This window comes from Bradyrhizobium sp. KZN70725 (assembly GCF_055264925.1).
Window position 1 is genome coordinate 1 of sequence record NZ_JBUYWT010000036.1, and the last position, 13,516, is coordinate 13,516.

A 13,516-nucleotide genomic window follows, 5' to 3' on the forward strand; every position below is an offset into this window, starting at 1 on the left:
TGGTCGTCGCGCAATGCATAGCGTCGCATCGGCCGGCCCCTCCAAAAGCCGACCACCCATGAATCACTTATCCCCTGATTTGGGAATCCCTCAACTGAAGACAGGCTCTAGAGCATGATCCGGAAAAGTGGATACCGGTTTTCCGAAAAGATCATGCTCAAACAAAGAGATGAGATCATGATGCGATTCCATTGGAAACGCATCATGATCTAGCGCCTGCCGGCGGGCCCGACAAATTTCTCGTTGAACTTGTTGACGGACTGGCTGACGTCGCTGAGCGTCTTGCGGGTCTCGGCGATCATGGCGGTGGATTTCTTGTCGAAGCTCTGGATCAGCTCGCGCAGCGAGATCACGGTCGGCAGCAATTCGCCGCCATATTTGTCGCTGCCGAAGCTTTTCAGGAACTTGTCGGCCGAGTTCATCTTGGCGTCGACCGCGCTGATGCCATCGTCGGCGGCGTCGATGAAGCCGGCGATCAGCTCACCATTGCCGGACAGCGAATTGGTGAAGTTCTCGAGCCCGAGCAGCGAGTCCTTGATGTCGGCCTCGTTCTCGCTGATGACGCGGTCGACATTGCGCAGCGCGACCCGCAGCTTCTCCTGAATCCCCATCGTGCCTTCGGCGTCGGCCGTCAGCTCGGGAATGCCGTCGGCGCCGAGCGTCGGCGGCGGCGCATCGTCGGTGCCGCCGGTGAAGGAGATCGAGGCGATCCCGGTCAGGCCCTGGAATTCGAGGCCGGCCTGGGTGTCCTTCTTGATCGGGGCGTTGCCTTCGATCCGCGTCATCGCCACCACGCGGTGCCGGTCGAGCCTGATCGAGACCACCTCGCCGATCCGCACGCCGGCGAAGTTGACGCTGGCGCCACGGCGCAGGCCGGAGGCCGAGCCCTCGAAGATGACGCGGAACGGCACCATCCGCTTGATGCCGGCATAGCGCTGATAGCCCAGCCAGCCGCCGAGCGAGCCGGCGATCAGGGCCAGCGTTAGGGTGCCGATCAAGAGATTGCTGGCGCGCGCCATGCGTAAAACCCGTCTGCGAAGCAGACCCTAGGAGATAGCGGATTTGCCGCCGATAGTCACCGCGGGCTTTCCTTACCTCGCCCCGCTTGCGGGGTCGAGACGAGCGAAGCTCGCTCTTAGAGGTCGGATCGCATGCAGCGCAGCGGAATGCGGTCCGGGTGAGGGGAGTCTCCGCGCATTCGTCTCTCGCCGTCTTCGCGGAGCGAGCCCCTCACCCCAACCCTCTCCCCGTAAGAACGGGGAGAGGGAGAGGAGAATTACGCGCTCTGCTTCCGCGATGCCGCGAAGACGCCGGCCAGCACCAGCGCGAAGCCGATGAAGTGGAAGGCCTGCGGATGCTCGCCGATGAACACGATCGACATGATGGTGCCGAACACCGGAACCATGTGGAAGAACGGTGCGGCCCGGTTGGCGCCGATCAGCTGCACACCGCGGTTGAAGCACAGATAGGCCAGTGTCGAGGGGAACACCGCGACATAGAACAGCGACAGCAGGTTGTTGATCGTAAGCTGCATCACCGGACGCGTGCCGAGTTCCCAGATGTAGAGCGGGATCAGGACCAGCGCGCCGCAGCCGAAGGTGAAGGCGGCGACCGACAGGCCGTGGATCTTGGGCCGCTTCAGGGTCAGCACCGAATACAGCGCGAAGATCACCAATGCGACGATGAAGATCAGATCGCCCTTGTTGAACTCGATCTTCGACAGCGTCGTGAGATCACCGTGCAGCAGGATCACCAGCACGCCGGCGAGCGACAGCAGCACGCCGAACAATTGCGCCAGCGTCAGCCGCGCGCCGAGCAGGATCAGCGACCACAGCGCGACCACCAGCGGTGCCGCGGATTGCAGCAGCAGCGTGTTGAGCGCCTGGGTGTGCTCGAGCGCCCAGTATTGCAGCGTGTTGAAGGCGCTGATGCCGGTGATCGACATCAGCACCATGATGCCGAGATTGTTGCGGATCACCGGCCAGTCGCGGACGAGGTGCTTCCAGGCAAACGGCAGGATGATCAGGAATGCCGCCGACCAGCGCAGGAACGACAGCGTCACCGGCGGAATGTGGCCGGCGGCGAGGCGGCCGACGATCGCATTGCCGGCCCAGCATGTCGCGGTGATGCAGAGCAGCAGATAGGGCTGGTTGGCGATCCAGGAGCCGGCCGCAGGCGTTGATGTGGTGGAATCGGAGGCAGACATGAAGAGGGCCCGGGTTCACGACGCCGCGGCCTGCCCGGCTGGCACCGCCGGGCCGGTATGGATCTCCCCGGCTCGGATCACAGACACGGATTTCGTCATTCCATCAATGGGGATAGACGCATCGCGACCATGCGCGAAGACCCCTTCACCAAGGCAGCATGGCGGCGCCTGGCCGGGCCAGCCCCGCGCCGGTCGCGCAGGGGATCGAACATTTGGTCCTAGCCGGTCTCCGGCGGCCTGGTTTGGCGCTTGACGATCTGCTCGGCGAGCTCGATCAGGATCCGCTTGGTGTCGGGGTCCTGCACGTCGCGAAACACCCGCAGCATGCGCAGTTCGAGCAGGGACTGCAGCGATTCCGCTGTCTGGCCGGCCTGCGCCGGCGCTGCCGTGACCGGCCGGCGATTGAGGATGTCGGCGGCGATTCCGAGCATCTCGGCGACCGTCGCCAGGCGACCGGTATCGATCTTCACCGTGCCGTCGACGCCGTTCTTTTGCAGGGAGGCCCCTGCGCACAGGATCTCGGCGAGATCCGCCTGTGACAGCCCGATTGCGCGCCAGCGCGCCTGCACCAATTGGTCGATTTGGTCGTCCTGTGATGTGCTCATGATGCGTTCAGACCATCTCCAGCTAGGTCCGTGGACAGCATTTCCGCTACAAAAGTTGGTAGCAAATGAACCGGCGGTTCGTCGCGATGGGACTTCTACGGATCATCGGCTGGACAACGGGTCCTGCCGTACCGGGCAACGTGCAGGATGATCGGCGCCTCGACGCCGGCCGGGCAGTCGCGCCGGACGGGCACCCGAGTGCGCACCCTGGTCTGGGATGCTCGCATCAGCGTCATCCGGCCACGGCCCTTATTATCAAGACCGTGCGCGAATGCAATCAGGGGGCGATCGGGAAGATGAACCCAACCGGATGTGTGACCGCGCCACATATCGCGGTGTCTGGTCCTGGCAGGGCGATGCGGTCGGCATGGCGGCAGCCCCGCCATGGCTGCGCGGCGCCGCTCACAAATCGATGATTCCGAGCGCGATGCTCTTGGCCACCCCATGGGTCTTGTTGGATGCCTCGAGCTTGCGCAGCGCCTGCTTGATGAAGCCTTCCACCGTCTCCGGCGAAATGCCGAGGATCTGCGCGGTGTCGGCCACGGTCTTGCCGCGCGCCGCCCAGGCGATCACTTCCTTCTCCCGCCCGGTGAGCTTGATGGTTTCGGCGGCGTCCGCGGGCTTGAGGATGGTCGGCGCGTTGCGCTGGTCGCGGTTGACGATGTCCATCGCCCGCTGCACCCAGTAGATCATCAACAGATGCAGTTCGTGGCGATGGCAGACGAACAGCTTGTCGAAGTCGCGCGGCTCGTCCTCCCAGAAGAACACCGTCGAGCTCGAATGCACCGCGCCGAGCCGGTCGCGATAGTGGAAGGGAACGACGAAGCCGTCCTTGAATCCGAACTCCCGGGCGGCATCCATCGTCTTGACCTCGGGCGGTCGCTTGCGTCCGCTTCGCTCCGGCAGCTTCAGGCTGCTCCAGCTGAACGGCGTGTTGGTACGTCGTGACCGCGCCAGCGCCGGATCGGCATGAACGAACTCGTTCTGCACATACGCCCGCTTCCAGGCATCGGGAAATGTGCCGATATGATAGGGCAGATCAAGGTCGGGCCGGCCGGCATCGACAAAGGCAAAGCCCGAGAAGCCGTAATTCTGGACAACGCGATGCAATGACGAGCTGAGCTCGTCGATGGTATCCGACGCCTCGATGGTCGAAATCGCGTCTACCAGGCCCATTGACGAAAACCCCCGGTTTTAGGGGGTACCACAGTTAACCCCTTTCGTTCCAGATGTTCCCGCATTTGGAGGAAGGGACAAATGCTTCATTCATTGGACGGCTACCACGCCCTCATTACCAGGGAAGAGCTTGATCCGGCGCATGTCGGGGCGATGTTGCGGCTGCGCAAGCGCCTGTTCGTCGACCATTGCGGCTGGCTTCTGACCACGGTCGGGGATATCGAACGCGATCAGTTCGACTGCTGGTATACCGAGCACTGCCTGTTGTTCTCCGGCGTCGAGCTCGTCGGCGGCTTCCGGGCTATCCGCACCGATTATCCCTATCTCACCAAGTCGGTCTTCCCGCAGCTTGCGCTGCGTCGCTTTCCGACCAGCCGCGACGCCTGGGAGATCAGCCGTTTCGGCGTGCTGCCGAACGTTGCGAGGTCGCAGGCCGCACGCGTGAACTACGCGCTGATGTTCCGCTTCGCCGAGCTGCGCGGAGCGAAGGCGCTCGTCGCGTTGGCCGACCTCTCCTATGAGCGTTTTCTCACCCGCATGGACATCCGCACCCGCCGCTACGGCCCGCCGCAGGTGATCGGCAATGATCGCATGGGGCGCCCGCTGACGGCGCTCGCCGGAGAAATCCCGCTCGGTCTCGCCGCCAATCCCGGCCTGACCAAATTCCTCGACCTTGGACGGCAATTGGAGATCCACGATGCTTCACATGTTCTCGGACGTTCGAGCATTCCAGCGTGATCCGCTGCGTCTGCTGCTGACGCGCGGCAACGAGTCCGCGCTGGGGCTGGTGCCGTTGCAGCTCGGTCCTGCGCCGGTGTTCCTGGTGAACGATCCCGATCTGCTGCGCCCGATCCTCAAGGCGCCGGAGACCGACATCGGAAAGGGCAAGCTGATCAAGAAGCTGACGCCGGTGCTCGGCCGCAGCTCGCTGATGCTGAGCGGCGAGGAGCACAAGCGGCGCCGAGCGGTGCTGCAGAAGCACATGGCCAAGGGCAGCGTCGAGAAATTCCTGCCGCATATGTGCGCCGAGATCCGCGCGGTCGGCGCCAGCCTGGCGCGGCTCGGATCGTTCGATCCGCACCATGTCACCGCGATGCTGGCGCTGCGGACGATCTGCGTCGCGATCTTCGGCTCCCAGGTGATGTCGTCCGGCGACGAGGAAGCCCTGGTTCAGGCGGTGGGCGCGATCGAGGACGATCTTGCGGAAGAGATGTTCCGCGCGTTGCCGTTCGGTCCGGTGGCCTGGTATCGGCGGCGCAAGAACCGGATCTGCGCCAAGCTTGCGATGTCGACGGTGGTGCAGCGCCTGCGCCGCAAGGCCGGCTCGAGCAGCGCGCTGCGCGATCTCGAGGCGCTCGGCCTGACCGATCGCGATCTCGAGGACGAGATCCTGACATTGCTGCTGGCCGGCCATCACACCACGGGTTCGACCGCGGCGTGGATGTTCTACCAGATGGCCGCCGATCCCGCCCTGATGGACGAGATTGCCGACGAGGCGGCGGAGTGCCTCGGCGACGACGGCGAACTGCGGCTCGACGCGGTGAAGCGCGCCAATCTGAGCGCGACGCTGGTCAAGGAGGTCTGCCGGCTCTACCCCAGCGCCTGGTGGTTCTCGCGCGAGGTGATGCAGCCGGTGACGATCGGCGGGCGCGACCTCAAGGTCGGCACCTCGCTGTTGATCTGCCCCTGGCAGCTGCAGCGCGATGGCAGGCATTTCGAGGATCCGGACCGCTTCCTGCTGACGCGGCGCTACAACACCGACGCCTACATCCCGTTCGGCGCCGGTCCGCGCGCCTGCGCCGGGATGGGGGTTGCGATGCTCGAGCTGCAACTGCTCGCGCTCGAGATCGCCGCGGCCTATCGCTTCACCGGCGTCAGCCCGAATCCGGCGCCGTGGCCGAAAGCCTCGGTGACGCTGATTCCCCCGCCGATGACCATCGACATCGAAATCCGCGAGATGCGCCCGCGCATCCCGCATCTCGGCGACGAAGCCGAGCATCTGCCGTACATCCCAACCGTGGGTGCGGCGTCCATCAGCACACTACAATCGGTATCCCAATGACGACTCAGCTAACAACGGCCAGCGCCGGGCAAAGGGCCATGGATCAAGTGCAAGTGCGCAGTTTGCGCGACGTCATCGCTGTCTTGATCGAGCAGCGCAGCATCGTGAGGGCGGCCGGCGCAAGCTTCGCCGCGCATCTGCTCGACCTCGCGATCATGCAGCTGAGGCTCAACGTCAACGATATTACGGCGGAGGAATTATCCGGCCTGTCCGACTTCGTCGGCGCGGAGTTCATGAGGGACAAATCCTCGCATTGATCGCGGCGACCGGTCTTCGGATCAGTCTCGCGCAGGATTCGTCTTGCGCAGGATCAGTCTTGCGCAGGATCAGTCTTGCGTCGCCACCAGCGCCTTCATCGTGGCGCCGGCGGCAAGCGCGGCATCGTTCGGATCGATCTCGATCTGCAGGCCGCGCTGGCCGCCATTGACGAAGACCGTGACGTGGGTGAGGGCGGTCTCGTCGATCGCGGTCGGCACCTTCTTCTTCTGGCCGAACGGGCTGATGCCGCCGACATGATAGCCGGTCAGCCGCTCGGCATCGGCCGGGCGCATCATCCTGGCCGACTTGCCGCCGAGGGCGGCGGCAAGTTTCTTCATGCTGACCTCGCAGTCGGACGGCACCACGGCGCAGACCGGTTTGCCGTCGACCTCCGCCATCAGCGTCTTGAGCATGCGATTCGGGTCGACGCCGAGCGCCTCGGCCGCCTGCAGCCCGATGCTCTCGGCGCTGGAATCGTAGACATAGGTGTGAAGCTTGAAGGCAATGCCGAGCTTGCGCAGCGCCATCGTCGCTTGGGTGGAATTGGGCATGGACCCTGCCGGTTAATCTAGGTGAATGATCGCCGTAATAGGAGCTGCGATCAATCCACAGCAGGTCCGGCGTCACGTTGCCGTAACATTAAATTCCCGCCAGCCCGGCGCGGCCGGGCGCAGCATGGAATTTAATGGGGATATCAAAGGGTTGTAGGTCGTCTAAAAGGCGTAAACGAGCCCCTTCTTGCTTGCGCAGCCGAGCCGCTTCCTTTATCCGGTAGGCGCCTTGCGTGCGCGCGGCCGGGCGCCGCGATTTAGGCTGGGCATATCAATGCAGGTCGCTGTGGGCGGACGCGTTTTCGCCGCGATCATGGTCTGAAACACCTGAAGGGAACATCTTCGCAATGGCCAATGTTGTCGTCGTCGGCGCCCAATGGGGTGACGAAGGGAAGGGCAAGATCGTCGACTGGCTGTCGGAACAGGCCGACATCGTCGTGCGCTTCCAGGGCGGCCACAATGCCGGCCATACGCTCGTGATCAATGGCGAGACCTACAAGCTGGCGCTGCTGCCCTCCGGCGTGCTGCGGGCGAACAAGCTCGCGGTGATCGGCAATGGCGTGGTGTTCGATCCGCAGGCCTTCCTCGACGAGGTCGCCAAGCTGAAGGGGCAGGGCGTGGCGGTCGGACCGGACAATCTGCGGATCGCCGAGAACGTCACGCTGATCCTGCCGCTGCATCGCGAGCTCGACGCCTTGCGCGAATCGTCCAACGCCATCACCTCGATCGGCACGACCCGCCGCGGCATCGGCCCGGCCTATGAGGACAAGGTCGGCCGCCGCGCCATCCGCCTGATGGACCTCGCCGACCTCGACACCCTGCCGCACAAGATCGAACGCCTGCTGGCGCATCATAATGCGCTGCGCCGCGGCCTCAACCTCGCGGAGATCGACGGCAAGAGCATCCTGAGCGAGCTGTCAGCGATGGCGCCGAAGCTATTGCCCTATGCCGAGACGGTGTGGCGGCTGCTGGACCTCAAGCGCCGCGAGGGCAAGCGCATCCTGTTCGAGGGCGCGCAGGGCGCGCTGCTCGACGTCGACCACGGCACCTATCCCTATGTGACGTCGTCCAACACGGTGGCGGCGCAGGCCGCGACCGGCACCGGCCTCGGCCCGGGCGCGGTCGGCTATGTGCTGGGCATCTGCAAGGCCTACACCACCCGGGTCGGCCAGGGTCCGTTCCCGACCGAGCTGAACGACGAGATCGGCGAGGAAATCGGCCGTCGCGGCAAGGAATTCGGCGTCAATACCGGGCGCAAGCGCCGGGTCGGCTGGTTCGATGCCATGCTGGTGCGACAGACTGTCCGCACCTGCGGAATTGCCGGGCTGGCGCTGACCAAGCTCGATATTCTCGACGGGTTCGACAGCATCAAGGTCTGCATCGGCTACAAGCTCGACGGCAAGGAAATCGACCATCTGCCGGCGGGTGAGGGCGCGCAGGCCCGGGTCGAGCCGATCTATGAGATCATCGAGGGCTGGAAGCAGCCGACGGCCAATGCGCGGTCCTGGGCGGATCTGCCGGCCCAGGCCATCAAGTACGTTCGCCGGGTCGAGGAATTGGTGGGGTGTCCGATCGCCCTGCTGTCCACTAGCCCGGAACGTGAAGATACTATTCTGGTACAGAATCCGTTCGAGGCTTAACGGGATATTACCTATATCCCTCCAATTGTGTGGAAATGGCTGACTACTACCCGCTGATCGCCCGTGCCATCGCCGGATTGGACCCCAACGCCCCCGGCGAAGCCCGCCGTGCGCTGTATGCGCGGGCGCGAACGGCGTTGATCCAGCAGCTCCGCGGCGTGCAGCCGCCGCTCTCCGAGTCCGAGATCACCCGCGAACGGCTGTCGCTGGAAGAGGCGGTTCGCAAGGTCGAGTCCGAGGCCGCGCAGCGCGCCCGCGAGGCCTCCCGCCCCGGCGGCGCTGCCGCTGTCCGCGGCAGCCGCGCCAATGCCCGGCCGCCCGAGCCCGGTCCCGCCGACACTGCCGCGCGCCCGCGGCCCCCGGCCGAACCCCGTCCGCCGCGCAATCTGCGCCCCGACGCGCCGCCGCCGGCCCCGCCGCGGCCGCAAAACCCGCCGGTCCCGCCCGAGACCCAGGCGCCGCCGGTCCGGCCGGGCCCGCCCCGCCGCGGTCCGGAAGGCGCGCCGCCGCCGGTGCCGCCGGCCGCGCCGGGCGTGCGCGGCTTCCGCGACATCACCGCCGATGCTGACGATCTCGGCCGTGCCGCGGCGCAAGCCAGCCGCAACGCGCGCAAGACCTACGCCAACGTGCCGTCGCCCTCGCCGGAATTCGATCGGCTCGAGCCGAGCCTTGAGAATCGCGGCGGCGATCCCGAGGCGCCGTATTCCTACGACGAGTCGATCGAGGAGGCCGAGCGCTACACCCCGCAGCCGCCGCAAGGTCCGCCGCCGCAGCGGTCGCGGGCCGGCAACGGCGAGCGCGAGCCGAAGAAGCCGCCGCGCGTCGGCTCGATGTTCCCGTTCAAGACCGCGATCGTGATCGGCATCCTGCTGATCCTGGTCGGCACCGGCATCCTGTTCCGGCAGCAGGCCATGACCCTCGTCAGCAGCCTGTTCAAATCCTCGGCCCCGGTCGAGGCGCCGAAGGATGCCGCGTCGACGCCTGCGAGCAAGAAGATCACCGACCGCGTCGGCCAGCCCTCGTCGTCGGGCGAGACGGTCGCCCCGGTGGCGCAGCGCGTGGTGCTGTATGACGAGGATCCGTCGGATCCGAAGGGCAAGCAGTATGTCGGTTCGGTGGTCTGGCGCACCGAGCAGGTCAAGGGATCGGGCAACCAGAAGCCCGACATCGCCGTGCGGGCCGACATCGACATCCCCGATCGCAAGTTCAAGATGACGATGTCGTTCCGCCGCAACACCGATTCATCGCTGCCGGCGAGCCATACCGCGGAATTGACCTTCATCCTGCCGCAGGACTTCGCCAATGGCGGCGTCGGCAACGTGCCGGGCATCCTGATGAAGTCGAACGAGCAGGCGCGCGGCACGCCGCTGGCAGGGCTCGCCGTCAAGGTCACCGACGGCTTCTTCCTGGTCGGCCTCTCCAATGTCGACGCCGACCGCTCGCGCAATCTGCAGCTCCTGAAGGAGCGCTCGTGGTTCGACGTGCCGCTGGTCTACACCAACCAGCGCCGCGCCATCATCGCGATCGAGAAGGGCGCCCCCGGCGAGCGAGCCTTCAACGAGGCGTTCGCGGCGTGGGGTGAGTAGCGGCCTTAGCTCTCGCCCCGGTCGCCAGCAATGTCGTCGCCCGGCTTCGTCCGGGCGATTCCGTATCGCAGCAAGATCAGCGGCTGTTGCAGCGCATCGACGTGCAGAGCTCCGGAACATCGCCGCGACTTTCGATTTTTCCCTAGAACCGTCGCGCGACCGCGTTACACTTGGTTGACGTCGGGCAAGGGCACGCCATGAAACGCTATCTGATCTTCGCAGCCATCGGGCCGTTCATCGGCGGCTTCCTGCTGCTGCTCATGACCACCTATCAGTCCGGCTACTGGACCGAGACCAGTGGCGGCGAGGTGACCAAGCTGCTCGTCGTGTTCGTGAAGTCGCTGCAATACAATTATCTGTTCGGCATCGTGCCGTCGCTGATGTTCGGTGCGATCGACGACATCCTGATGCATGTGAGGCGGATCGCGCCGGTGGTGCGGATGCTGCTCGTTGGTGCGGTGGCGTTCGTCGGCGCGGCGTTGACCTACGCCTCGCACGGCTCCGAAAGCGGCGCGGTGCAGTTCATCCTGTACGGAATGGTCGGCTTCATCCCGGGCGTGATCACGTCCTGGCTGGCGCACAAATATGCCGAAGAGCTGCACGCGCCGGCGCAGCCGGCTTCCCAGCATTAGGGCAGGTGCTCAGTACCAAGGGAAAAGCAGAAGTCGCGTTCGGCGACTTCTGACCCAACCGCGAAATGAGCACGTCGCGATCGGACAAGGGCCGCGCTCAACGCCCGGCGCGGAATAGATCGCCCCTTGCAGTAATCGTATCAGCGCGCGTCCGGCTACCTTCACACAACTGTCACATCATCGTCATGCAAACGTAGTCCCAATGTCATGTCCGCGTTCGTCCTCGCGACCCGCGGCCGTCCGGGGCAGCGGCGATGCCGATCCCGGGCGTGCTCTATTCTGTGTTCGCGCATTTATTTCAGCCGTCGCTGCAGACGACCGGGACGTACCGATCTGCGTCCGGATTCGGGGAAAGGAATTTCGAGTGGCAGATGCAAGCTTCAGCCTTCTGACGGGCAACAGTATCGAAACGCGCCTGGTCCGAGCCGGCGGCATTATTTTTCGCGAGGGCGAGCAGGCCAACGAGCTCTTCGTGATCAAGAGCGGCTATGTGCGCATTCAGGTCGGCAACAAGACGATGGCGGATCTGGCGCCCGACACGATCTTTGGCGAGATGGCGTTGATCGACAATGAGCCAAGGAGCGCGACCGCCACGGCGCTCACGGATGTCGAGCTCGTCCCGGTCTCGGAAAAGCAGTTTCTCTTCCTCGTGAGCCAGACGCCGCATTTTGCCCTGAAGGTCATGCGGACGCTGGCGCAGCGGCTCAGAACCATGAACAAGGGCGTCTACTGAAGCGAGCATGGCGGAGCCTCGAAGTAACAGGCCTTGAAGGTGACACAGTGGTAATGTGACGCAACTTGAACCGCCTGCCTGCGTTACCATGTGATGGCCATGACCGAGGACGACATCTTCACGCCCCACGCCGCGCGATCGCGGCCACCCTTTGGCGGCGCGCAGGCGCGCGGTAAGGTCATCGACCAGGACGGGCGCGAACTCGCCGATGGCCCGCTGCATCCGCAGTTCCAAGGTTTTCAGGGAGCCTTTCAGGAAGGCTTCCAGTTCGACTTCCGCAACTCCACCGCCAATCCGTTCGGCAATCTGACGCGCGAGGAGCGGCTCGCGCGGCTGGAGATGATCGCAAGGCTGCTCGACGTCGCGTTCATCGTGCCGGGCACCAAAGTGCGCTACGGCATCGACGGGCTGATCGGCCTGATCCCGGTGGTCGGCGATATCATCACCACCGCGATCTCGCTATGGCTGGTGCGCGAGGCCCGGTTGCTGGGCGCGCCCTGGCACATCACCGCGCGGATGCTCGCCAACGTCGCCGTCGACGGCGTGATCGGCATGGTGCCGGTGGCGGGCGATGCCTTCGACGTCATGTTCCGCGCCAATATCCGCAATGTGCGGATGCTGCGGCGCTGGCTCGACAAGCAGCCGAGATTGTGACCCTCAAAAACAAAAGCCCCCGGAACGATCCGAGGGCTTTTCGTTGAGCGAAGAGCAGAAAGCTTATGCGGCGTCAGCGTCGGTCTGGCTGGCGGCCGGGCGCGGACGACGCGGCAGCGGAAAAGCCTCGCTCTCATAGAGCGAGCGGATGCCGTTCTGGTCGAAACGGGCTTCCTCGACCTGGAGATAGGCGCCGTTCAGCGAGTCCGCCGGCAGCTGCTCCATCGCGAACTGCACGGCCTCGGCAGCGGTGCCGAAACGGCGGTAGGCGAAACCCGCCCGCTTCTTCTTGCGGATCGCGGCGGGGAACAGTTCGGCGGATGTGTTATAGTTGAACGGACGCAGGGGACGCATGGTCGACGACCTCTTGTGTTCTTTTCAGTTGGCGTTGCGAAAGGGATTTTGGGGGACGGCGGCCTATTATCGGCGGCGCGCCGTACATGTCATTTCGACCCCTAATATAGGCCTCTTTGACAAAAATGCGACCCCAGAAGAGCCCCTGACAGGGCACATGCTGAATCCGCGCATAGCACCGGCACCAGCCAGATAAGTCATTTTGTTTCAATAACTTATGGCTCTCAAATCTTGTCGAGCCAGGCTAGGATCGCGACCACGATCAAAATCACCCCGAAAAGGCCCATTCCGGAGTGGCCGAGGCCATAGCCATAGCCGCGAATTCGGCCGCTATAGCCGCCCAGCAGGATAATCAGCAAAAGGATGATGAGGATCAGTCCAAGCGACATGGCGCCCTCCTCAGAACAGGCGGCAGCCGCACGGCGAGACGCCTACGGCCCCGCGAACACCGAGCAAAGCACATTCCGGCCTGCGAGTCGTTAAGGCCGTCAGCCGATCACGAGGATGTTGCCGGGCGCCGGAGCCAAAACAAAGCCCCACGCGACTGGCCTGCTGGTCGCGTGGGGCGCGGCGTGGTGGGCGCCGTTACTTCTTCTCGTCGAGCTTCAGCGCCGCCGAGTTGATGCAGTAGCGCAGGCCGGTCGGGCCGGGGCCGTCGTTGAAGACGTGGCCGAGATGGCCGTCGCATTTCGAGCACAGCACCTCGGTGCGGATCATGCCGTGGCTCATGTCGCGCTCCTCGTCGACATGGCTCTCGACCGCGGGCTTGGAGAAGCTCGGCCAGCCGCAGCCGGAATCGAACTTCTGGTCGGATTCGAACAGCGTCTGCCCGCAGCCGGCGCAGACATAGGTGCCCTTGCGGGGATCATGCTCGTATTCGCCGGTGAAGGGCCGCTCGGTCGCTTTCTCGCGCAGCACGGCGTACTGCATCGGCGTCAATTCCTTGCGCCACTCGGCCTCACTCTTGCGGACCTTGCCGTCGGTCTTGGTATCGGACATGGAAACTCCCTTGTTGGTTGTCATTGCGAGGAGGGAAGCGACGAAGCAATCCATCTTTCC

General features: G+C 64.6%; 16 protein-coding genes. 8 read left to right on the forward strand and 8 right to left on the reverse strand.

Features of this window, described 5'->3' with window-relative positions; genetic code table 11:
- Window positions 1-209: 209 nt before the first annotated feature.
- The 4 genes from ACZBJS_RS28135 to ACZBJS_RS28150 all read right to left on the reverse strand — a co-directional run bounded on the left by ACZBJS_RS28135 (window position 210) and on the right by ACZBJS_RS28150 (window position 3,987).
- Window positions 210-1,019: an MlaD family protein gene (locus ACZBJS_RS28135; RefSeq protein ID WP_316397122.1), complete on the reverse strand. Its 810-nt coding sequence runs from the start codon at window positions 1,017-1,019 to the stop codon at window positions 210-212.
- A gap of 257 nt (window positions 1,020-1,276) precedes the next feature.
- Window positions 1,277-2,206, reverse strand: a complete 930-nt coding sequence (locus tag ACZBJS_RS28140) for a DMT family transporter (protein WP_057015611.1) — start codon at window positions 2,204-2,206, stop codon at window positions 1,277-1,279.
- Between the two features lie 218 nt (window positions 2,207-2,424).
- A complete protein-coding gene (locus ACZBJS_RS28145) occupies window positions 2,425-2,811 on the reverse strand; it encodes a hypothetical protein (RefSeq protein WP_229192868.1) in 387 nt (128 codons plus the stop codon).
- Between the two features lie 402 nt (window positions 2,812-3,213).
- The gene (locus tag ACZBJS_RS28150) at window positions 3,214-3,987 is read right to left on the reverse strand and encodes a helix-turn-helix transcriptional regulator (protein ID WP_016842683.1); all 774 of its coding nucleotides are present in this window, start codon (window positions 3,985-3,987) and stop codon (window positions 3,214-3,216) included.
- Between the two features lie 81 nt (window positions 3,988-4,068).
- On the opposite strand from ACZBJS_RS28150, the gene ACZBJS_RS28155 reads away from it, so the two are divergent.
- From ACZBJS_RS28155 to ACZBJS_RS28165, 3 genes are read left to right on the forward strand one after another with little or no spacing between them, the layout of a single operon-like run.
- Complete coding sequence (locus ACZBJS_RS28155) at window positions 4,069-4,725, forward strand: acyl-homoserine-lactone synthase (protein WP_316397123.1); 657 nt, start codon at window positions 4,069-4,071, stop codon at window positions 4,723-4,725.
- Entirely contained in the window at window positions 4,685-6,049 is a 1,365-nt protein-coding gene (locus ACZBJS_RS28160) for a cytochrome P450 (RefSeq protein WP_253589087.1), read from the forward strand. Before ACZBJS_RS28155 ends, ACZBJS_RS28160 begins: the two co-directional genes overlap by 41 nt.
- A gap of 38 nt (window positions 6,050-6,087) precedes the next feature.
- Window positions 6,088-6,306, forward strand: coding sequence for a hypothetical protein (locus ACZBJS_RS28165; RefSeq protein ID WP_016842680.1), 219 nt, complete (start codon window positions 6,088-6,090; stop codon window positions 6,304-6,306).
- 69 nt (window positions 6,307-6,375) lie between these two features.
- On the opposite strand, the gene ybaK is transcribed toward ACZBJS_RS28165, so the two are convergent.
- A complete protein-coding gene (ybaK, locus tag ACZBJS_RS28170; protein ID WP_028333475.1) occupies window positions 6,376-6,858 on the reverse strand; it encodes a Cys-tRNA(Pro) deacylase in 483 nt (160 codons plus the stop codon).
- A gap of 347 nt (window positions 6,859-7,205) precedes the next feature.
- Between ybaK and ACZBJS_RS28175 the strand changes: the two genes are divergently transcribed.
- The 5 genes from ACZBJS_RS28175 to ACZBJS_RS28195 all read left to right on the forward strand — a co-directional run bounded on the left by ACZBJS_RS28175 (window position 7,206) and on the right by ACZBJS_RS28195 (window position 12,103).
- On the forward strand, window positions 7,206-8,498 hold the full coding sequence (locus tag ACZBJS_RS28175) for an adenylosuccinate synthase (protein ID WP_076829982.1): 1,293 nt from the start codon (window positions 7,206-7,208) through the stop codon (window positions 8,496-8,498).
- A gap of 35 nt (window positions 8,499-8,533) precedes the next feature.
- On the forward strand, window positions 8,534-10,084 hold the full coding sequence (locus ACZBJS_RS28180) for a hypothetical protein (protein WP_316397124.1): 1,551 nt from the start codon (window positions 8,534-8,536) through the stop codon (window positions 10,082-10,084).
- 197 nt (window positions 10,085-10,281) lie between these two features.
- Complete coding sequence (locus tag ACZBJS_RS28185) at window positions 10,282-10,716, forward strand: DUF5413 family protein (protein WP_028343492.1); 435 nt, start codon at window positions 10,282-10,284, stop codon at window positions 10,714-10,716.
- 202 nt (window positions 10,717-10,918) lie between these two features.
- A complete protein-coding gene (locus tag ACZBJS_RS28190) occupies window positions 10,919-11,449 on the forward strand; it encodes a Crp/Fnr family transcriptional regulator (RefSeq protein ID WP_316397125.1) in 531 nt (176 codons plus the stop codon).
- Between the two features lie 93 nt (window positions 11,450-11,542).
- Window positions 11,543-12,103, forward strand: a complete 561-nt coding sequence (locus tag ACZBJS_RS28195) for a DUF4112 domain-containing protein (RefSeq protein ID WP_316397126.1) — start codon at window positions 11,543-11,545, stop codon at window positions 12,101-12,103.
- A 63-nt stretch (window positions 12,104-12,166) separates the two neighbouring features.
- Here ACZBJS_RS28195 and ACZBJS_RS28200 read toward each other — a convergent pair whose 3' ends face one another.
- The 3 genes from ACZBJS_RS28200 to msrB all read right to left on the reverse strand — a co-directional run bounded on the left by ACZBJS_RS28200 (window position 12,167) and on the right by msrB (window position 13,456).
- Window positions 12,167-12,457 carry a hypothetical protein gene (locus ACZBJS_RS28200; RefSeq protein WP_016844322.1) on the reverse strand — a complete coding sequence of 97 codons (291 nt, stop codon included), beginning with the start codon at window positions 12,455-12,457 and terminating at the stop codon, window positions 12,167-12,169.
- Window positions 12,458-12,681: 224 nt separating this feature from the next.
- A complete protein-coding gene (locus tag ACZBJS_RS28205; protein WP_016844323.1) occupies window positions 12,682-12,846 on the reverse strand; it encodes a DUF3309 family protein in 165 nt (54 codons plus the stop codon).
- A 196-nt stretch (window positions 12,847-13,042) separates the two neighbouring features.
- Window positions 13,043-13,456 (reverse strand): peptide-methionine (R)-S-oxide reductase MsrB, encoded by a 414-nt coding sequence (gene msrB / locus ACZBJS_RS28210; RefSeq protein ID WP_057017314.1) that lies wholly within the window; start codon window positions 13,454-13,456, stop codon window positions 13,043-13,045.
- Window positions 13,457-13,516: the final 60 nt, after the last annotated feature.